This is a genomic window from Actinosynnema sp. NPDC050801 (genome assembly GCF_040673975.1).
Taxonomy (GTDB): Bacteria; Actinomycetota; Actinomycetes; order Mycobacteriales; family Pseudonocardiaceae; genus Actinosynnema.
Genome location: NZ_JBFAQZ010000001.1, coordinates 896,500 through 916,124 on the forward strand (window position 1 = coordinate 896,500; position 19,625 = coordinate 916,124).

The window sequence follows — 19,625 nt, forward strand, 5'->3', positions numbered from 1 at the left end:
CCTGCCGCGACCTCATTGAAGGTCAGCCCACCATGGCCAGGCCCAGTTCGGCGAGTTGCGCTTCCGTCAGCGGCAGCGTCGGCCGGCCGGCGCCGACCCGGCGCGGGTGCGCGGGATCCTCCCGGTTGGTGGCGAAGTCCCGACTGCTGAAGTTCCGCACCGACAGCGAGTGCAGCTGTCCGTCCGGCAGGTAGATCCGCAGGGTCCGGGTCAGCGACGCGAACGGGTCGCTCGGCACCACGTCGTAGATCTGCAACACGGTCCCGTCCGCCAGCACGTGTCGATTCGGTGGCCGGCAGTTGCCCATGTCGTAGGCCTGGTCGTCCGCCGCGGTCAGTGGATCACCGGTGAACCGGCCGAAGGTGAGCACCACGCTGCCGATGCCCTCGACGTCGGACACGTCGGCGCTGTAGATGAACGCTTCGCGGGTGTTCGGCCTGGTGGCCGGCACCTTCTGCTCGCTCAGGAGGCCGCCGTCCACCTGCACGCCATTGGGCGCCGACACCGGCACGCTGCTCGGCCCGTCGACCGACGCCGTACTGGGCCAGACCCACGGCCCCTTCACCGCGGCCAGGGCCCGCAAGACCCGTTCCTGCAGCGTCGACAGGTCGGCGCGGACGCTGTCCAGGTCGCGGTCGGTGATGTCGGGGATCTCGCACCTGGGCACCGGCTCGGTCGGCCAGCCGGCCGGTGGTCGTGCGGTCGGCGCCGGGGTCCACGTGGTGTGTGGGGAGTGCGTCGGCAGGTCGGCCCGCGGCCACGGCGCTCCGGTCGTGGGCGTCCCGGTCGCCGACGTCCCGGTCGCGGCGACGTCCTGACCATCGGAATTCAGGGCTCCCGCGCTGACTGCCACCGTGGCCACCCCGGCGACCGCCGCCACCGTCGCCAGCGCAGCGCCGAACTGTTGGCGCCGACGACGCCGCCGGCCACGAGCGACCGCGTCGACCAGTCCGCCGCCGGGCCTTGGCGCGGTCCGCTGCGCCAGTTCGGCCCGCAACGCCGCCCCGAGATCATCCTCATCCCACATCTCGCACGCTCCGCTCCGGTGTGTCGGCCTCGCGGTACGCCGCCCGCAACGCCTGCATCCCTCGTGACAGTTGACTTTTGACGGTGCCCGTCGAGCACCGCAGCACCTGCGCGACCTGCTCGACGGGCAGGTCGTGGACGACGCGCAGCACGAGCGTGGCCCGCTGCCTCGGTGGCACGTCCTGCAGCGCGGCCAGCAGCGACTGCCGCTCGTCGACGCGCCCCAGGTCCCTTGAGTGCTCCGACCGCTCGGGCGTCTCGGCGACCAGGCGTTCCTTCGCGCGGCCCCGCCGCCTGGCGTCCAGGAAGAGCCGGACGAGGATGGTGCGCAGATATCCGTCCGCGTTTCCGCCGGCCACGCGTGGCCACTTCGCGTACAGCCGGACGAAGCTCCCCTGGGCCAGCTCCTCCGCCTCGACCCAGTCGCCGCACAGCGCGTACGCGGTGCGCCGCGTCCCGTCAAACCGCGCCGAGTAGAACTCGGCGAAGTCTTCATCTGAACCGGCCACCGGCATCCTTCCGCAGATCTTGGACGGGAGAAGAACGCCGTCGACCCCCGGCAGGTTGCACGCGCGACCGACACCCCGGCCCAGTAGCCGCAGAGCCGCGCGCCGGACAACCGAATCCACTTTCACCGCCCACCGGCAGCAACCTCCGCCGGAAACCAACGACGGTGGAATTCGCGACTGTGCCAGTACGTTGTCGGCCGCCGACCAAAGAGCGGTCAAGCCTGGACGTAGCCGAGGTAAGAGGCGTCGCACGCACTACGTCCGTTGGTCGGTCGCGGAAGAGCTCTTCAAAGAGTCCTTCCGAAACTACTGTCCAAGCGGAAGATCATCGAGGCCGTGCGGCAGGCCGAACGCTGGCCGGCAGTCGGCCGAACCACTCGCGACCGGCTGGACCCAGCCGGGCCGTAAAAGATCAGGCCCCGAGCGCGTTGCCGCTGCTCAGGGCCTGATTCACCCGGCGAAAGGTGAGTGCCCCCGGCAGGATTCGAACCTGCGACACACGGTTTAGGAAACCGATGCTCTATCCCCTGAGCTACGAGGGCGCGGGGGTGAGCGTACCGGGTCGGCGGTCGGGCTTCCGGTGGTGGGGTTGTCACTCGGTGGGCCTAGGCGTGTGCACCTTGGGTTAGGAGGTCGGCCCCGGGCGGTCGGCTGTACGGGCGAAGTGGGCGACCTCATCTGTTCCGCATCGGTCCAGTGAGGTACAGAAGGGGCATATCCCCCTCCGACGAAAGCCATCCCATGAGCAGCCGACCCTGGCCTGACTTCCGTCCCGGCCCGCTGGGCTCCCTCGGCGCCTGGTGGCGGCGGCTCCGCGCCCGCCCCAACGCCGAGCAGTACACGTTCGTCCCGGCCTCGACCTCCCACCAGCACCAGTTCGAGTCGCCGCTGCCCAGCGCCGTCTACGGGCTCGACTTCCACGCCCGCATGACGATCCACTGGCGCGTGGACCTCACCACGGGCGCTCGGCACACCGCACCGCGCAGCGCCGCGGTCAACGACATCATCCACCGGGCCAAGGCGCTGACCGAACGGGCGATGCTCGTCCACCACGCCCCGCTGCAGCACCAGCTCGGCGCGGAACTGGCGGCCGAGCGGCAGGTCGAGGGCACGCACGTGTGGGCACGTGCGGACTCGATCGAGCTGACCGTCGAGGAGCACGACCTGGCGATGGCCCGCAAGCACATCGAACTCCTGCAGACCACCACGATGCGCCAGGCCGAACGGGACGCCGAGCGGGCGGAGATCAAGTACCTGCGCGACGAGGTGCTGACCGACCTGTCCACCGCGACGATCTGGTGGCTGGTCCGCAACGGCTACGAGGTGGAGCAGGCCGTGGTCCTCAGCAGACACCTGGCCGAACTCGTCGGCATCGCCTCCCAGCGCCGCGACCAGCACTGGGCCGACACGCTGGTCACCTCGTTCGAGAGCGCCCTGCCCCGCCTGGACGACGGGCACCGCGTCGACGTCCGCCTCCACCTGGCCAAGGCGCTCGGCATCTACGGCGGCACCACGGTGGCCGCCGAGTTCGCCGAGCAGGTCGGCCTGCCACCGCAGCTACCGCAGCACCACACCCAGAACGGCGCCAAGCCGCTGACGTGATTGCCTAACCTGGTCCGGTGACCCACAACCTGACGGAGGTGCGCGGCGCGGCGGTGGCCGGCGCGCTGCGTGTCCTCGCCCGGCTGACACCGTTCGTCGAACCCGAGTTGATCGGCCTGCGCGACGTGGTGCGGCCCGGCGACGTGTGCGTCGACATCGGCGCCGCGCTCGGCCTGTACACCGTGTCCCTGTCCCGCCTGGTCGGTCCACAAGGGACAGTGCACAGCATCGAGCCGCTGGTGTTCGCCCACCCCGCGCTGTCCTTCCTGCTGCGCCCGCGCGAGGGGCGCAACGTCGTGCGGCACGCCGTCGCGCTGGGCGTCAGCGAGGGCCGCGAGCTCATGAGCGTCCCGGTCCGGCACGGCACACCGGTCACCGGCCGCTCGTTCCTCACCTCGGGCGCGGACGGCCTGGGTTCCAACGCCGAGTTCGCCGACCACCTGGAGGTCCTGGTCCGCACGGACACCCTGGACCGGTTCTGCGCGGCCAACGCCATCGACCGGCTCGACTTCGTCAAGGCCGACGTCGAGGGTGCGGAACTGCGGGTGCTGCAAGGGGGTTCGGAGACCATCGAGAGGTTTCGACCGAAACTTCTCCTGGAGATCGAGGAACGGCACGTGCTGCGCTTCGGCTACCGGGCCCGGGACGTGCGGGACTGGCTCGCCGACCGCGGTTACCGGATGCACGCCTGGCACCGCAACACCTGGCGGCCGGTCGACCGGATCGACGACCGCGTCCGCAACTACCTGTTCGTCGCGCGATAGGCCGGGGTCGGAGCCGGGAAAGCGGAAGACCCCGGTCCCTGGGGGTGGACCGGGGTCTTCCTGTGGGCCGGTCTACGTGACGTAGACCTCAAGCTCGTGAATCGAGTATCCGTAAACCGTGGCCCGTTGGATACCCGTCATTCGTACGAATCGTGCCGCATCAGGCCGGAACGACGCAAGGTCTTGGCCACCATCACTTGCGGAAGTCGTGTAAACGGTGCGCCAAGCGGCACCGTCGGTGGACAGTTCTATGCGATACGCCGTGGCATAAGCCGCTTCCCAGGACAGCACGATCCGACCGACCGTCCGCGTCGTACCCAGGTCGACCTGCACCCACTGCGGGTCCGACCAGTCGCTGGCCCACCGGGTGTCCGGCCTGCCGTCCACCACGTGCGAGGGCGGCGAGTGGTACCAGCCGCGCTCGTAGCTGCTGGCGGTGGCCGTGGCGCCCGCGGCGAGGTTCGCCAGGCTGGTGCCCCGGCGGGACGGGAACTGCACGACCTGCTGGTAGGTGGGCCGGTTCTGCCAGTTCACCTTGTCGTGCGTGATGCCGCCCATGGACCGGTGGATGATGGTGTCGGCGCACCACTGGTCGCCCGCCGCGCACGACGCGTCGCCCGGGTAGACCTGCGTGGCGGGCGTGGCCGCCGCCGCGCGCAGGCTGTCCAGCAGCACCTGCCGGCACGCCGCCACGTCACCACCGCCGCAGTAGCGGGCGCCCAGGGGGCCGTCGACGCGGTCACCGAGCACGGCGCGCAGGTCCTTGTCGACGTAGCTCCACCAGCCGTGCTGGAACGACGAGCCCTTGTGCGGCGCCGAGCCGTGCGCGTCCGACGGCGGTTCGTCGACCTGGATGGCCCGGGTCAGCTGCCCGTACAGCGCGTCCCCGAGCCCCGGCTTGAACTGCGCCTCCACCAGCCGCGGCCACCACGCGTCGAGCACCCGGACCGCGTCGGCGTGCGCGTAGGTCTTGCTGCCGCGCGAGGTCTCCTTGCGCAGCGACCCGGACCGCTGCCAGTCGCGCAGCTTGCCGACCGCCGACGCGAGCGCCGGGTCGGTCACCGCCGCGGTGTCGATCACCCGCAGCAGGTCGGGCAGCACCTGCTCGGCCCGCAGGTCGGCGACGCCCGCCTCGGCCATGGCCCGGGTCAGCGCGGCGCGGTCGACGCCGCCGCGCGCCACGAGGGCCCGGACGCGGTCGTCCAGCAGGTCACCGCGGTGCACCGAGCCCATGCCGTAGCCGGACGCGGAGAAGTCCCGCGCCTGCTTGTTGTTCCAGCTGACGTAGTAGTCCTGGTTGATCGAGTTCGGGTGCTGCGCGAACGGCGTGTACGCGGCCGTGTTGCGGTCGGCGTCCCAGCCCTCCCACTCGTACGCGGGTTCGGCCTTCACCGGCAGGTGCGGGTCCACGGTCGCCTTGCGCACCGGGTTGGCGCCGGAGTTGAAGTAGGCGGTGTCGCGGGAGTCCACGTAGAACCAGTTGAACGCGTAGCCGATGTGCTCGGCGGCGCGCTGGAAATCGGCCGCCGACCTGATCGCGTCGGGGTCGTTGAACTCCTGGAACCCGATGATCGAGTCGACCTCGTGCAGGTAGGTGGAGCGCAGCGAGGTGTAGGCGACGAACTTCCCGCCGACCTCCGCACGGCTCTGGACGAGGCCGTACTTCGTGCGGTGCATGACGAGCGTGTACGAACCGGCGGGGGTCGGGTCGGCCACGGTCAATTTCCAGGAGTTCTTGCGCTCCAACCGCTCCATCGGCAGGCACTGGCCGTGGTAGCGGTAGTGGAGGGAGTCGGCGGTGGGTGCGCCGCCGGAGGGATCGCACAGCTCCACGGCGTAGGTGTCGGTGATGTCCTGGCCGGCCGACGTCGCGCTCCACGAGTAGTCGACGCCGCGGCCGAGCTGCACGTACATCGACACGCCGGCGAACGACACGCCGCGGGCGCGCAGGCCCGGGCCGTGCAGCTCCTGGAGCATGAGCAGCTGCGGGGCGAAGTAGCCGGTCTGCGGGCCCCAGACGGCGATCGGGTTGCCGGTGTCGGTGTGCGGGCCGGAGACGACCAGCGCGTTCGACATGCCCTGCTTCCTGGTCAGCAGGTCGGGTGGCAGGACGCCGTCGGCGAAGAGGCCTTCCAAGGCCTTGAGGTTCGCCGGCGTGTCCACAGTGGATCCCGGTGCGGAGGTCTGGTCGTGCACCATCGGTTCGGGGGTGACCACGCCGCCGTCGGGCAGCGCGACGCCTTGGGGTGCGGCCGGTGTCGTGCCGTACGGGAAGCTCTGGCCGTCGTGCAGGGTCAGCACGGCTTCGGGGTCGTTCTGCTCCCGGAACGACCGCCACACCTGCTCGCCCGCGGTCGCGCCGTACTTGTTCTGCGCGGCGAGCTTCACCAGCGCGTTCTGCACCTCGCCACCGCCACCGGCGCCGAACAGCCCGCCCACCACGGCGGCGATCGCCACCAGGTCGGTCGGCTGGAACGGCTTGATGTCGTTCCAGTTGGTGATCGCGTCGGCGTGCCCGGTCAGCACGTACTCGCCCGGGAACGTCCGGTTGTTCACCGAGGTGGTGATGTAGGCGTTGATGCCCGCGATGTAGTCCTTCACGTCCTGCAGTGCCTGCGCGCCGCGCGGACCCCGGGTCGCGACCTGGTCGATCTGCGCCTGGAGGTCGGCCTCGGTGTACGGGATCTGGTTGTAGAAGCTCTGCTCCAGCACCCGGTTGCCCTCGGCGCCGCCCGCGAACCCGGACAGTTGGCCGCGGCCGAGGTGGCGGAACAGGTCCATCAGCCACAGCCGGTCCTGGGCGGCGGCGTAACCCGCGCCGAACTCCGTGCCGGACCGGGTGGTCCCGTAGATGTGGGGGATGCCGAGGGCCTTGTCGCGCACGATCGTGACGTCGGCGCGGGGCTTGATCGTGCTCTCGACCTGGTTGGCCGCGACGCCGAAGGAGGCGTCGTTGAAGAACGCGCCCAGCTGCTCGTTGGTCAGGCCGCCGTAGCCGGACGCGAGCGAGTCGTAGCGGCCGAGCTGGTCGGCCGAGTGCGCGGGACGGGTGCCGAGCGCCCGGTGGGCCAGGATCTCGGCGAGGGTCGCGTTGCCGTTCTGGCCGGGTGGCAGCACGTCGTGGCACTGGCCGAGGCAGTGGTCGTCCGGGGTGAACGCGGTGGTCCTGACCTCGGCCTGCGAGGTGGCGGGGACGGTGAGGGCGGCCGCGGCGAGGAGGGCGACCACGGCTAGCGATCGGGCGGCTCTCCGCATGACGCGAAGCTCCTTCCAGGCAGGGATCGTGTGACGCACGTTACTGGCAGGTACCGGATTTGCGAAAGGTCTTCGCGTTTGAATTCGCCCGACCGTGAGGCGGGCGGTTCCGCTGATCGGGTGTGGACTCTTGACCTATAGAGCTGGTATTGGGAAAAAGGTCCACATGATGCGACGTCGATCGCTGCTCACCGGTCTCACCGGTCTCGCCGGCGCGGGGGTGCTCGTCGGTCTGGGCGCCGCGCCGGCCCTCGGTTCGCCCGTCCTGCCGATCCGCGGCTGCGCCGACTGGAACGCGAGGCCGCCGGCGCAGCCGACGAGCGTGGTGGCCGAACGGCCCGTGCGGATCCTGGTCCACCACACCGCGTCGGCGAACGTCACCGACTACTCGCAGGCGGCCGCGTACGCCAACGCGCGGTGGATCCAGGACCTGCACATGGACACCAACGGCTGGATCGACTCGGGCCAGCACTTCACCAACAGCCGGGGCGGGTTCCTGATGGAGGGCAGGCACGGCAGCCTGGCGGCGTTGCGCGCGGGCGACCGGGTCGTGGTGGGCGCGCACTGCCCCGGCCAGAACACCGCCGCCATCGGAATCGAGAACGAAGGCCTCTACATGGACGTGGAGCCGCCGAAGTTGCAGTGGGACTCGTTGGTCTCGTTCTGCGTGTACGCGTGCGAGCAGTACGGCATCCCGCCCAGTGGGATCCACGGTCATCGGGACTACCGGGACACGCTCTGCCCGGGCGACAAGCTCTACGCCCTGCTGCCGCGTCTGCGCCAGGAAGTCGCGCAGGTGCTGAGCTGACCTCGGGTATTTCCTGGCAACTGTGAACAGGCGGAACCCGCGTCCTCCCGTGGTGAGATAACGGGGAATTAACGTCAGCTTGCGTGTTCGTGCGTGAGGCTGGGCGGGTACGAACACGAAACGCCAACGCGGGGAGGCGTCGTGATCAAGGTGATGCTGGCCGATGACGAAGACCTCGTCCGGTCCGGCCTTCGCATGATCCTCAGCAGCGCAGGCGACATGGAAGTCGTGGCCGAATGCGACGACGGGCACCTGGTGGCCGACCTGGCACGCCGGCACCGCCCGCACGTCGTGCTGCTGGACATCCGGATGCGGTCGTCCGACGGGTTGATGGCGCTGCGCAGGCTGCGCGCGATCCCCGACCCGCCGAAGATCGCCATGCTGACCACGTTCGACGTGGACGAGTACGTCTCGGAGGCGCTCCGATTGGGCGCCTCGGGTTTCCTGCTCAAGGACACCGAGCCCGAGCAGCTGGTGCGGGCCGTGCGCGACCTCGCGGTGGGTGGCGCGGTGCTCGACCCCGGTGTGGCGGCACGGGTGCTGGCGGCGGTCGCCGACGGTGAACGGGCGGCCGAGCCCGCCCGGCGGCTGCTGGCCTCGTTGTCCGAACGGGAGCGCGAGGTGCTGGTCCTCATCGGACAGGGCATGTCGAACGCCGAGATCGGCGGGACGCTGCACCTGTCGGAGGCGACCGTGAAGGGGTACGTGTCGTCGGTGCTCGGGAAGATCGGCGCGGTGAACCGGGTGCAGGCGGCGCTGGTGGCGTTCCGCGGTGGGTTGATCGCGTAGAGGACCTCGATCGCGCAGGGCAAGATGGGCGCATGGCGCCAACGGTCGAGGGCACGGTCGCACCGGGGTACGAGCACGTGGCGGAGGCCTTCGCGCGGTCGCTCGCCGAAGACCGGTCCGAGGTCGCGCAGTGCTGCGTCCACGTGGACGGCGACCCCGTCGTCGACCTGTGGTCCGGGCCGCCCGACGCCGTGGTGGTCGTCTTCTCGGCCACCAAGGGCGCGACCGCGGCGTGCGCGAACCTTCTGGTCCAGCGCGGGCTGCTCGACCTCGACGCGCCCGTCACGCGGTACTGGCCGGAGTACGGGGCGAACGGCAAGGAGGGCACGCTCGTCCGGTGGGTGCTGAGCCACCGGGCCGGTGTGCTCGCGCCGTCGATCCCCTTGACGCTGGACGACTTGGCCGAGTGGGAGGCGGTGACCGCGGCGCTCGCGGCGGCGGCGCCGGTCTGGGCGCCGGGCACCGCCTACGGCTACCACGCGCAGAGCTTCGGCTGGCTGGTCGGTGAACTGGTCCGGCGCGTGGACGGCCGCGGGCTCGGTGCGTTCTTCCGGGAAGAAATCGCGATCCCGGCCGGAGCGGATTTCTGGATCGGTCTGCCGGAGCTGCACGAACCGCGGGTCGCACCGGTCGTGACCGAGGTGCCCGGGATGCCCGCAGAGGTGCCTTCCGGGGCGGATCCCGGAATGGATCCCGGAATGGATCCCGGGATGGATTCCGGGATCGACCCCGGGACGGGTCCGTCCGACGTGGACATGTCCGCGTTCGTCGGACCGCACCAGACGACCGCGTTCACGCTCGGCGGCGCGTTGCCCGAGGACGCCGTCGCGGCGGCGGCCGATCGCCGCCTTCGCGCGCTCGGGGCGGGTGCCTCCGGAGGAGTGGCCGACGCGCGGGGCCTGTCGCGGGTGTACCGGTGGTTGCTCGACTCGTTCACCGCGTCGACGCTCGCGGACCTGCCGCGTGCGGAGACCGGTGGAGACGACCTGGTGCTGTCGAGCCCGGCGATGGCGATCGAGCAGGTGTTCGGGCGGGGGTTCGAGGTCTCGCCGCCGGCCGGCGCTCCCGCCGGTGCGCGCACGTTCGGGCACGGCGGTGCGGGTGGCACGACGGCGTTCGCCGACGTGGACCGGCGGCTCGCGTTCGGGTACACGACCACCCGGCTCGTGCTCGGTCCGCCCGGTTCCGACGCCCGGGCGTCCGCGCTGGTCGACGCGGTCTACCGGTCGGGTGCCTAGTTGCCGGAGACCGCTTCCGGCACCACCAGGTGCGGTTCCACCTCGACGCGGTTGCGGCCGTGGCGCTTCGCCCGGTACAGGGCCATGTCCGCGGCGGCGAAGAGCTGGTCCAGCTTGGCCGGTCCGGCGGCCACGCCGATGCTCACGGTGGGTCGGCGGGTGGTGCCCAGGACCACGGTCCAGTCGTGGCCGTCCACGGCCGCGCGGATGCGTTCGGCGACTGTCGGCCCGACCTCCAGCGTGTTGCCGTCGACGTCGCCGAGCAGCACCACGAACTCGTCACCCGCCCAGCGGGCGACCAGGTCGGCGGCCCGGCACTCGCGGCGCAGGAGTTGGGCGATCTCGCGCAGCGTCGCGTCGCCCGCGGCGTGACCGGCGTCGTCGTTCACGCCCTTGAACCGGTCCACGTCCACCAGCACCAGCCACGGGACCCGGCCGCGGGCCGCGGTGCTCTCCAGCACGCCGGCCGCGGCGCGTTCCAGGCCGAGGCGGTTCGCCAGGCCCGTCAACGGGTCGCGCGCCGCCGCCTCCTGGGCCGCCACGGCCAACCGTTGCGCCTGGACGGCCACGCGGCGTTGTTCCAGCGCCTGGCCGAGTCCTTCCTGGAGCGTCTCGGTGGCCGTCCGGCTCGCCGCGACCGAGCAGCGCAACGCCGTCGCCTCGCCGACGTGGTCGCCCATCTCCGCGCAGATGTCCGCGAGGTCCAGGGAGAACCTCAGCAGCAGCGACGGGTCGTTGATGGACTCGGACGCGGCGACCGCCCGGCTGGCCAGCGTCCGGGCCGGGACCAGGTCCCCCCGTTCACGTCGGACGACCGCGAGGACCCAGTTGGCGACGGCCATCGCCCACTTGTCACCGGCCTCCTGCGCCTGCCGCAAGGTCTCCTGGGCGTTCTCCTCGGCCTGCTCCAGCTCGCCGACACCGGCCAGCGATCGGCTGTACGCGGCGAGCAGGGCGCGGCGCATCTGCTCCTCGTCGGCCAGCTCCAGGCCCTCTTTGAGGTAGCCGCGGGCCTCCTCGAAGATCGCCGGGGCGCGTTCGGGGTCCGAGGAGATCGCGCGGAAGTTCAGCGTGCCGCCCAAGCCCTGCAGGCAGTGGCCGAGCACCTCGACGCCGGCCGCGGACGTCTCCGCCGCCCGGCGGGCGACCTGTACCGACAGCCGGAGCATGTCCACCGCGGCACGGCGGTTCCCGATGCCCTCCAGCAGGTAGGCCAGCGCGTGCATGGCCTGGGCGGCGGCGGGGTTGTCGCTGTGCTCGCCGTCGAGTTCGGTCCAGCCCTCCGCGGCCAGTTCGAGGGCCAGGGGGATGCGGCCGAGCCGCCAGGCCAGCTTGGCCCGGTTGACCAGCACCGCGGAGCGCTGCCAGCGGTCGGCGCCGGGCGGCACGCGGCTCACCACCTGGTCGAACAGCGTGTTGGCCTCCGGCAGGCGGCCAGCGTTCAGCAACGCCTTGACCTCGAGGTCGAGTTGCGGGACCTGTCCGGCTACCAGCCGATCTCGTCGCTCCACTCGTGCTGACACTCCATTCCGACTCGGCGAGGCGGTACGCGGGACCGCTCGCCGCCGGCACGGCTACCACAGGCTACCGGCCCGAACGCCGTGTGTACCGCTCCTCGTGCAGTACTTCGTCCAGCGGCATCCGGTTGCGCCAGCCGTGCCGCTCCAGGTCGGGCGTGTCCGGCAGGCACGCGACCGGCCCGACGCACAGCCAGGCCACCGGGCGCAGCGGTGCGGGGACGTCGAGCAGGCGGCGCAGCACGTCCTCGCGGTAGAAGCTGACCCACCCGACGCCCAGGCCCTCGGCGGTGGCGGCCAGCCACAGGTTCTGGATGGCCAGGCAGACGGAGTACAGGCCGGCGTCGGCGATGGCGTGCCTGCCGAGCACGGCGGGCGAGCCGCGGTCGGGGTCGTAGGTGACGACGATGCCGGCCGAGGACTCCAGGATGCCCTCGACCTTGATCCGCGCGAACAGCTCGGCCTGCCGGGCGTCCAGCTCGGCGGCGAAGACGCTGCGCTCGGCGTGCACGTGGTCGCGGAACGCGCGGCGGGTGTGCTCGTCGCGCACGACGATGAAGTCCCACGGCTGGGACAGGCCCACGCTGGGCGCGGCGTGCGCGGCGGTGAGCACCCGGCGCAGCACATCCGGCGCGATCGGGGCGCCGGTGAACTCGCCCCTGGTGTCCCGCCGGCGGTGCAGGACGTCGTAGAAGCTCATTCGGACGATCGTGCCTCACGCGATCCGGTGAACCTGACCGCTGAGGGGTGGTGTGCGTCTCAACCGGGCGTTGAATGGCCGGTCATGGTCGGAACGGTGCACGGGTCCGCGCTCGGGTTCGCGGGCGGTGTCGTGGTGACCGCGCTGGCGGGTAGCTGGCCGGTGTTCGCCCTGCTGCTGCTCGTGGTGGTCGTGGTGGTCGTCTCGTGGTGGACGACCGTGCCCGGTGCGGCGCTGACCGCGGTGCAGTGCTGGGGCCTGTACGGGAGCTTCGTCGTCGGCCACGAGGGGCACCTGGTGGCGGACTGGCCCGCGTTGGCGGTGCTGGCCGTGGCGGCGACGGTCTCGCTCAGCGGGTTGGTGCGCGACCGGTCCCCCTCCATTGTGGATTCCGCGGTGGGTTGACCTTCACCCCGGGTGAAGCCGCACCGTGGTCCTGGCCGGGCCGCGGGGCCCGGCTGGGGGAGGGGCGGTCGTGGAGCTGTTGACCATCGGGGCGTTCGCGCGGGTCGTCCGCCTGTCGCCGAAGGCGTTGCGGCTCTACGACGAGCTGGGGCTGCTGACGCCCGCTCGGGTGGATCCGCTGTCGGGCTACCGGCTGTACTCGCCGGACCAGGTCGAGCGGGCCCGGCTGGTGGCGTGGCTGCGCCGGCTCGGGATGCCGCTGGCGCGCATCCGAGAGGTGTGCGCGCTGGCTCCCGCGCAGGCCGCGGCCGAGGTGCGCGCCTACTGGGCGCAGGTCGAGGCCGACACCGCGGCACGGCGCAGCCTCGCCTCCTTCCTCGTGGACCAGCTCTCCGGGAAGGACACGACCATGACCGTCACGCTCCGGTACGCGCTGCGGACCGACCGCGGGCTCGTGCGCGACTCGAACCAGGACGTCGGCTACGCGGGCGAACGGCTGCTCGCCGTGGCCGACGGGTTCGGCGCGCGCGGCGAACCGCTCAGCTCGATGGCCATCGACGCGCTCGCGCCGCTGGACACCGCCATCCCGGCGGGCGAACTGCTCAACACCCTGGCCGACGCCGTGCACCGGGCCGGCGCGGCGGTCGGGGACTACCTGTCGGCCAACCCCGGCGACGAGTGCAGCGGGACGACGTTGACCGCGGTGGTGCTGTCGGGGTCGCGGCTGGGCCTGGTGCACGTCGGCGACGCGCGGGTCTACCTGCTGCGCGGCGGCGCGTTGTTCCGCATCACGCACGACCACACGGTGGTGCGGTCGCTGGTCGACGAGGGCAGGCTGACCGAGGAGGAGGCGGTCAGCCACCCGCAGCGGTCGATGCTGGTGCGGGCGCTGCACGGCAAGGCGGTCGAGCCGGACCTGGCCCTGCACGACGCCCTGCCCGGCGACCGGTACCTGCTGTGCTCGGACGGGCTGCACACCGTGGTGCCGGAGGCGGACCTCCGGGAGGTGCTGGCGTCGGCGGCCGAGCCGGAGGAGGCGACGCGGCGGCTGGTCGAGCTGGCCAACGGGGCCGGTGGCCCGGACAACGTGGTGTGCGTGGTCGCGGACGTGGTGCCGGGCTAGGCGATCGGCCGCTGGGTCTCGCCGTCCGGTGATGGCCGCCACTGGTCGAACGGGCGGTCCAGGCGCCACGTCGTGCCGTCGTGGGTGAGGACGCGGTCCTCGCACGTCTCCAGGTTCGACAGGGACTCGAACAGCTCGATGCTCCAGCCGAACAGGCGACGGCAGAGCAGGCGGATGGTGAGGCCGTGCGACACCACCAGCGCCGTGCCGGGGTGGGCCGGCGCCCGCATCCGGGTCTCCAGGTCGGTCAGGAACGCGGCCAGGCGGTCGTCCACGTCCGCGCCCGACTCGCCGTTGGGCAGCCGGAAGAAGAAGTGCCCGAACGCGTGCCGCTGGTGCTTCAGCACCTCCTGCTGCACGGGGTCCTGGAGGTTGCCCCAGTCCTGTTCGCGCAACCGCGGCTCGGCCACCGTGCGCTCCACCTGGTCGCCGAGGTCGAGGTTGCGCAGGGTGGCCTTGGTCCGCACGTACGGGCTGACGTAGACGGCCGCCGGGTCGCCGTCGAGGAGTTCCTTGATGCGCGGTCCGGCGGCCTTGGCCTGCTGTTCGCCCAGGTCGGTCAACGGCAGCGCGTGGTCGGGGACGCGGCAGTACGCCAGCTCGTCGACGTTGCCCAGGCTCTGGCCGTGCCGCAGCAGGATGATCCGCACCCGTCCATGGTGCCGGTGTTACATTCGCAGGCGAAACCGGACGGAAGGTGTCACATGATCAAGTACATCGCGCTGTACCGGAAACCGGCGGACGTCGAGGCGTTCGACGAGGCCTACTTCGCCTCCCACCTGCCGCTGGTCGAGCGGACGCCGGGCCTGCTGCGGGCGGAGGTGGCGAAGGTCTCGCGCGTCTTCGTGCCCGGCTTCCTCGGTGAGCACGAGCTGCACCTCGTCGCGGAGATGTACTTCGAGTCCGCCGACGCCATGAAGGACGCCTTCCAGTCGCCGGAGTGGCAGGCCGCGGGCGCGAACCTCGCCGAGATCGGCGGCGTCGAGCTGGTCGCCATGGTCGCCGCGGAGGTCGTGGTCTGATGATCACGGTGGTGATCGGCGGCGGCACGATGGGCGCCGGTGTCGCCCACCTGTTCCTCGCCGGCGGGCACGAGGTCGTGCTCGTGGAGGCGGGCGCGGACCGGGCGTCGGCCGCGCGGCGGGCCGTGGAGGCGTCGCTGGTCAAGGCCGCCGACCGGGGCAAGCTGGACGCCGTGCCGCACGAGCTGCTCCGGCGGTTGACCGTGGTCGAACGGCTCGACACGCAGGTCGGGCGGGGTGCGGCGCTGGTCGTGGAGGCCGTGCCGGAGGACGTGGAGCTCAAGCGGCGGGTGCTGGGCGACGCGGCCCTGGCCTGCCCGGACGCGGTGCTGGCGTCGAACACGTCGTCGTTGTCGATCTCGGCGTTGGCCGAGGGGCTGCCGGGCGAGCGGGTGCTGGGGATGCACTTCTTCAACCCCGTGCCGGTGCAGCAGCTGGTCGAGCTCGTGCACCACCCCGGGGTGGCCGCCGACGTGGTCGCCAGGGTCCGGGGCTGGGCCGAGGAGCTGGGCAAGACCGTGATCGAGGTGCGCGACGCGCCGGGGTTCGCCACGTCCCGGCTCGGCGTCGCGGTCGGCATGGAGGCGATCCGGATGCTCGAAGAGGGCGTCGCCTCGGCCGAGGACATCGACACCGGGATGCGGCTGGGGTACGGGTGGCCGATGGGTCCGCTGCGGCTGACCGACCTGGTCGGGCTGGACGTGCGGCTGGCCATCGCCTCGCACCTGGCGGCGGAGCTGGGGCCGCGGTTCGAGCCGCCGTCGTTGCTGCGGGAGAAGGTCGCGGCGGGTCAGCTGGGTCGCAAGACCGGCCAGGGCTTCTTCACCTGGTAAGCAGGACGGCGTGCGGATCCGCGAACTGACCCGGGCCGACGTCGCCGAGGCCGACCGGCTGCGCCGGGTGGCGTTCGGCGGCATCGACGAGCCGTCGTTGCGGCCCGGTCGGCGAGGGCTGCTCGCCGAGGTGGACGGGCACGCGGCGGGCCTGCTCACGATCAAGGACTTCCACCAGTTCTGGGGCGGCTCGACGGTGCCGATGGGCGGCGTCGGCGGCGTGGCCGTCGACTCCTGGGCACGGGGGCGCGGCGTGGCCGGTGCGCTGCTCGACGCGGCGTTGCGGGACATGCGGGAACGCGGCCAGGTGCTGTCCGCGCTGTACGCGACCGTGCCCGCGGTGTACCGGTCGCGCGGGTGGGAGCGGTCCGGGGTGTTCGAGTGGCTGGAGTTCCCGCTCGACCGGATGCCCGCCGGCGCGCGGGTCGCCACCCGGCCCGCGGTGGAGGGTGACCTCCAGGCGTTGCAGGCGTGCTACCTCGACATCGCGTCGACGGTGGACGGGCTCGTGGACCGCAGCCCGCCCACCATCGCGGTGGACGACCTGCTCCACGAGGCCGTGGTGTCGGTGGTGCCCGGCCACGACGGCGAGGTGCGCGGGTACCTCGCGGCCGAGCGCGACGCCGACGGGCTGCGGGTGCACGACCTGATCGGCCGGGACGTGACGTGCCAGCTCGGGCTGTTGCGGGAGCTGGCCGGCTGGGCCGGTGTGCTGGACAGGGCGCGGTTGCTGGTCACCGACCCGGCCGTGACGGGCCTGCTGACCAACCAGGCGATCGAGTACACCGTGACCACGTCCACGTGGCTGCTGCGCGTGGTGGACCTGCCGGCCGCCGTGGCGGCACGGGGATGGCCGGCGGCGGCGTGGTTGAAGCCCGCGGCGGTGGACCTCGACGTGGTCGACGAGCACGCGCCGTGGCACGCGGGCCGGCAGCGGCTGGTGGTCGAGGACGGTTCGGTGCGCGTCGAGGCGGGTGGCAGCGGCGCCGTGCGGCTGCACGCGCGGGCGCTCGGGCCGTGGTTCAGCGGGATGCAGGACAGCCACGCGTTGCGCCGCGCCGGGCTGCTCGACGGTGACGGCGCGCTGCTCGATCGGCTGGTCGGCGCACCTGGCGTCCCGCGCCTGGCGGATTACTTCTAACCTGACCAGCCGTGCTGCTCGCCGCGCTGGAACTGGTCGGCATCGCCGCGTTCGCCGCCTCCGGGGCGGTCGCGGCGGTGCACGCGCGGCTGGACGTGTTCGGGGTCATCGTGCTGGCGCTGACCACGGCGCTGGGCGGCGGGATCATCCGGGACGTGCTGCTCGGCGTGCACCCGCCCGCGGCCCTGGTGAGCTGGCCGTACCTCGCCGTGGCGGGCGTCACCGGACTGGTGGTCTTCTGGTTTCACCCGACCGTGGCGAAGCTGTGGCGGGCCGTCCTGCTGCTGGACGCGATCGGGCTCGGCCTGTTCGTCACGGCGGGCACCACGACGGCGCTCGGGCTCGGCGCTCCGCCGTACGCGGCGTGCCTGGTCGGGATGACCACGGGCATCGGCGGCGGCGCGCTGCGCGACGTGCTGCTGAGGGAGATCCCGCTGGTCCTGCGCCGGGAGATCTACGCGCTGGCGGCGTTGTGCGGCGCGGTGGTGGTGGCGTTCGGCGACTACCTCGGCCTGCCCGCCGTGCCCGTGACGCTGGTCGGGTCGGCGGTCATCGTGGGACTTCGGCTGCTGGCGCTGTGGCGCCGCTGGAACGCCCCCGTGGCCCGCGACGGCCCCGGGACGTGACCGGCGCGGAAACTTGACGGCTAGCTCACACCGGCTTCTCAGGCGGCTCTCAGGACCAGGAGCAAGACTGACCTCATGCGCATCCTCGTTGTCGACGACGACCGGGCCGTGCGTGAGTCGCTTCGTCGCTCACTGCAGTTCAACGGCTACCAGGTCGACCTTGCCGGCGACGGCCAGCAGGCCCTCGAATCCGTCGTGTCCCAGCGTCCCGACGCCATGGTGCTCGACGTGATGATGCCCCGGCTCGACGGGTTGGAGGTGTGCCGGAGGCTGCGCAGCACCGGCGACGACCTGCCGATCCTCGTGCTCACCGCCCGTGACGCGGTGTCGGACCGGGTGTCCGGGCTGGACGCGGGTGCGGACGACTACCTGCCCAAGCCGTTCGCGCTGGAGGAGTTGCTGGCCCGGCTGCGCGCGTTGCTGCGGCGGGCGGCGTCGGACGCCGAGGAGCCCGCGGGTGTGGTGCTGCGGTTCGCCGACCTGGAGCTGGACCCCGGCACCCGCGACGTGCGGCGCGGTGACCGGCCGATCAGCCTCACCCGGACCGAGTTCGCCCTGATGGAGCTGTTCCTGGCGCACCCCAAGCAGGTGCTGACCCGCGGCCGGATCCTGGAGGACGTCTGGGGCTACGACTTCCCGACCTCGGGCAACGCGCTGGAGGTCTACGTCGGCTACCTGCGCCGCAAGACCGAGGCCGAGGGTGAGCCCAGGCTGCTGCACACGGTGCGCGGCGTCGGCTACGTGCTGCGGGAGACACCTCCGTGATCGGTGCCGCCAACGGGCGGCTCCAGCGGGTGTCGCTGCGAGCCCGGGTGACCCTGCTGGCCGCGTTCTGCGTGGCCGGAGCCGTCGCCGTCGTGTCGCTCGGCGCGTACATGACGGTGAGCCGGAACCTGCACGACCAGATGGACGAGAACCTGCGGCAGCGCGCGCAGGCCGCGGCGAACGCCCCGAAGGTCAACAACGACGTCACCGAGATCCCCGGCGCGTTCCTGGCCGCGGGTGACATCCGGATCGGCGTGCTGGACGTGACCGGGCGGATCCTGTACCCGAAGGGCACGGTGGCGCCGCCGACCCAGCCCGCGGACCTGGACGTGGCGCGCGGTACGCGGCTGGAGAACATCTGGACCGACGTGCGCACCGACTTCCGGGTGGTCGCGGTGCCGTACGGCGACGGTCAGGCGATGGTGATCGCGCAGTCCACCAAGCCGTTGAACATCACGCTGGGCAAGCTGTCCGTGGTGCTGTTCGTGATCAGCGGGTTGGGCGTGCTGGTCGCGGCGGCGGCGGGGACGGCGGTCGCGCGGACCGGGCTGCGGCCCGTGCAGCGGTTGACCGAGGCCACCGAGCGGGTGGCGATGACCGGTGACCTGCGGCCGATCCCGGTGTCCGGCGACGACGAGCTGGCGCTGCTGTCGCAGCGGTTCAACGCGATGCTGGGCGCGGTGGCGGAGTCCCAGGAGCGGCAGCGGCGGCTGGTCGCGGACGCGGGGCACGAGCTGCGGACGCCGTTGACGTCCATGCGCACGAACCTGGAACTGCTGCTGGCCTCGGAGCGGCCGGACGCGCCGACGTTGTCCGAGGTGGACAAGGCGGAGATCAACGCCGACGTGCGGGCGCAGCTGGACGAGCTGACCACGTTGATCGGTGACCTGGTCGAGCTGGCCAGGGAGGACGCGCCGCAGGTCGTGCACGAGCCCGTGGACCTGGTCGAGGTGGTGGAGCGCGCGCTGGACCGCGCCAAGCGCCGTGCGTCCGACGTGGACTTCGTGGTCGAGCTGCAACCGTGGTCCCTGCTGGGTGATTCCAGCGCCATCGAACGTGCCGTCCTCAACCTCCTGGACAACGCGGTGAAGTTCAGCCCCACCGGCGGCGTGGTCAGGCTGTCGCTGAGGCAGCTGGGCGACGGCAGCGCCGTAGTCGAGGTGGCGGACTCCGGCCCGGGCATCGCCGACGCCGACCTCCCCCACGTCTTCGAACGCTTCTACCGCTCCTCCGAGGCCCGCACCCTCCCCGGCTCGGGCCTGGGCCTGGCGATCGTCAAGCAGGTGGCCGAACGCCACGGCGGCATGGCCTACGTGGGCCGCGCCCCCGAAGGCGGCGCCATGTTCACCCTCCGCCTCCCGGGCCGCCCCTGAATTCCCGCGCGAGTCGAACCTTCGCGTCACGCGTGTCCTACGTTCGCGTCGCGCGTGTCCTACGTTCGCGTCGCGCGTGTCCTACGTTCGGAACACCCGAGTTCAACACTCAGAACAGCCGAAGCGGAC

General features: G+C 71.9%; 19 protein-coding genes and 1 tRNA gene. 13 read left to right on the forward strand and 7 right to left on the reverse strand.

Annotated features, from left to right (window positions below; translation table 11 throughout):
• Positions 1 to 22 precede the first annotated feature (22 nt).
• The 3 genes from AB0K14_RS04510 to AB0K14_RS04520 form a co-directional block, all read right to left on the reverse strand.
• Positions 23 to 1,027, reverse strand: coding sequence for a hypothetical protein (locus AB0K14_RS04510; protein ID WP_360461847.1), 1,005 nt, complete (start codon positions 1,025 to 1,027; stop codon positions 23 to 25).
• On the reverse strand, positions 1,017 to 1,535 hold the full coding sequence (locus AB0K14_RS04515) for a SigE family RNA polymerase sigma factor (RefSeq protein ID WP_360461844.1): 519 nt from the start codon (positions 1,533 to 1,535) through the stop codon (positions 1,017 to 1,019). Before AB0K14_RS04515 ends, AB0K14_RS04510 begins: the two co-directional genes overlap by 11 nt.
• Positions 1,536 to 2,004: 469 nt before the next feature.
• Positions 2,005 to 2,077: transfer RNA gene (locus AB0K14_RS04520), tRNA-Arg, on the reverse strand.
• 199 nt (positions 2,078 to 2,276) lie between these two features.
• Here AB0K14_RS04520 and AB0K14_RS04525 point away from each other — a divergent pair.
• A complete protein-coding gene (locus tag AB0K14_RS04525) occupies positions 2,277 to 3,137 on the forward strand; it encodes a hypothetical protein (protein WP_360461841.1) in 861 nt (286 codons plus the stop codon).
• A 17-nt stretch (positions 3,138 to 3,154) separates the two neighbouring features.
• Positions 3,155 to 3,901: an FkbM family methyltransferase gene (locus tag AB0K14_RS04530; RefSeq protein WP_360461838.1), complete on the forward strand. Its 747-nt coding sequence runs from the start codon at positions 3,155 to 3,157 to the stop codon at positions 3,899 to 3,901.
• Between the two features lie 72 nt (positions 3,902 to 3,973).
• On the opposite strand, the gene AB0K14_RS04535 is transcribed toward AB0K14_RS04530, so the two are convergent.
• On the reverse strand, positions 3,974 to 7,156 hold the full coding sequence (locus tag AB0K14_RS04535) for a penicillin acylase family protein (RefSeq protein ID WP_360461836.1): 3,183 nt from the start codon (positions 7,154 to 7,156) through the stop codon (positions 3,974 to 3,976).
• Positions 7,157 to 7,322: 166 nt separating this feature from the next.
• Here AB0K14_RS04535 and AB0K14_RS04540 point away from each other — a divergent pair, with 166 nt between their 5' ends.
• From AB0K14_RS04540 to AB0K14_RS04550, 3 genes are all read left to right on the forward strand, one after another.
• Positions 7,323 to 7,964 carry a peptidoglycan recognition family protein gene (locus AB0K14_RS04540; RefSeq protein WP_360461833.1) on the forward strand — a complete coding sequence of 214 codons (642 nt, stop codon included), beginning with the start codon at positions 7,323 to 7,325 and terminating at the stop codon, positions 7,962 to 7,964.
• A gap of 141 nt (positions 7,965 to 8,105) precedes the next feature.
• On the forward strand, positions 8,106 to 8,753 hold the full coding sequence (locus AB0K14_RS04545) for a response regulator transcription factor (RefSeq protein ID WP_053719266.1): 648 nt from the start codon (positions 8,106 to 8,108) through the stop codon (positions 8,751 to 8,753).
• A gap of 32 nt (positions 8,754 to 8,785) precedes the next feature.
• Positions 8,786 to 9,991 (forward strand): serine hydrolase domain-containing protein, encoded by a 1,206-nt coding sequence (locus AB0K14_RS04550; protein ID WP_360461829.1) that lies wholly within the window; start codon positions 8,786 to 8,788, stop codon positions 9,989 to 9,991.
• Here the strand turns inward: AB0K14_RS04550 and AB0K14_RS04555 are convergent.
• Together AB0K14_RS04555 and bluB are read right to left on the reverse strand one after the other, a co-directional pair.
• On the reverse strand, positions 9,988 to 11,502 hold the full coding sequence (locus AB0K14_RS04555; protein WP_360461826.1) for a diguanylate cyclase: 1,515 nt from the start codon (positions 11,500 to 11,502) through the stop codon (positions 9,988 to 9,990). The two genes, AB0K14_RS04550 and AB0K14_RS04555, sit on opposite strands and share 4 nt — an antisense overlap.
• 73 nt (positions 11,503 to 11,575) lie before the next feature.
• Positions 11,576 to 12,208 carry a 5,6-dimethylbenzimidazole synthase gene (gene bluB / locus AB0K14_RS04560; protein ID WP_360461824.1) on the reverse strand — a complete coding sequence of 211 codons (633 nt, stop codon included), beginning with the start codon at positions 12,206 to 12,208 and terminating at the stop codon, positions 11,576 to 11,578.
• A gap of 84 nt (positions 12,209 to 12,292) precedes the next feature.
• On the opposite strand from bluB, the gene AB0K14_RS04565 reads away from it, so the two are divergent.
• A complete protein-coding gene (locus AB0K14_RS04565; protein ID WP_360461821.1) occupies positions 12,293 to 12,613 on the forward strand; it encodes a hypothetical protein in 321 nt (106 codons plus the stop codon).
• A gap of 70 nt (positions 12,614 to 12,683) precedes the next feature.
• Positions 12,684 to 13,736: a MerR family transcriptional regulator gene (locus AB0K14_RS04570; RefSeq protein WP_360461818.1), complete on the forward strand. Its 1,053-nt coding sequence runs from the start codon at positions 12,684 to 12,686 to the stop codon at positions 13,734 to 13,736.
• Here AB0K14_RS04570 and AB0K14_RS04575 read toward each other — a convergent pair.
• On the reverse strand, positions 13,733 to 14,386 hold the full coding sequence (locus AB0K14_RS04575) for a histidine phosphatase family protein (RefSeq protein ID WP_360461815.1): 654 nt from the start codon (positions 14,384 to 14,386) through the stop codon (positions 13,733 to 13,735). The two genes, AB0K14_RS04570 and AB0K14_RS04575, sit on opposite strands and share 4 nt — an antisense overlap.
• Before the next feature lie 54 nt (positions 14,387 to 14,440).
• Here AB0K14_RS04575 and AB0K14_RS04580 point away from each other — a divergent pair, with 54 nt between their 5' ends.
• The 6 genes from AB0K14_RS04580 (at position 14,441) to AB0K14_RS04605 (ending at position 19,496) form a co-directional block, all read left to right on the forward strand.
• Entirely contained in the window at positions 14,441 to 14,758 is a 318-nt protein-coding gene (locus AB0K14_RS04580) for an EthD family reductase (RefSeq protein WP_360461812.1), read from the forward strand.
• Positions 14,758 to 15,591 carry a 3-hydroxyacyl-CoA dehydrogenase family protein gene (locus tag AB0K14_RS04585; protein ID WP_360461809.1) on the forward strand — a complete coding sequence of 278 codons (834 nt, stop codon included), beginning with the start codon at positions 14,758 to 14,760 and terminating at the stop codon, positions 15,589 to 15,591. The genes AB0K14_RS04580 and AB0K14_RS04585 overlap by 1 nt, the downstream gene beginning before the upstream one ends.
• Positions 15,592 to 15,601: 10 nt before the next feature.
• Positions 15,602 to 16,732, forward strand: coding sequence for a GNAT family N-acetyltransferase (locus AB0K14_RS04590; protein ID WP_360461806.1), 1,131 nt, complete (start codon positions 15,602 to 15,604; stop codon positions 16,730 to 16,732).
• 11 nt (positions 16,733 to 16,743) lie between these two features.
• A complete protein-coding gene (locus AB0K14_RS04595) occupies positions 16,744 to 17,358 on the forward strand; it encodes a trimeric intracellular cation channel family protein (RefSeq protein ID WP_360461803.1) in 615 nt (204 codons plus the stop codon).
• 75 nt (positions 17,359 to 17,433) lie between these two features.
• A complete protein-coding gene (locus AB0K14_RS04600) occupies positions 17,434 to 18,123 on the forward strand; it encodes a response regulator transcription factor (RefSeq protein WP_360461801.1) in 690 nt (229 codons plus the stop codon).
• Positions 18,120 to 19,496, forward strand: a complete 1,377-nt coding sequence (locus AB0K14_RS04605; protein WP_360461799.1) for a HAMP domain-containing sensor histidine kinase — start codon at positions 18,120 to 18,122, stop codon at positions 19,494 to 19,496. The genes AB0K14_RS04600 and AB0K14_RS04605 overlap by 4 nt, the downstream gene beginning before the upstream one ends.
• Positions 19,497 to 19,625: the final 129 nt, after the last annotated feature.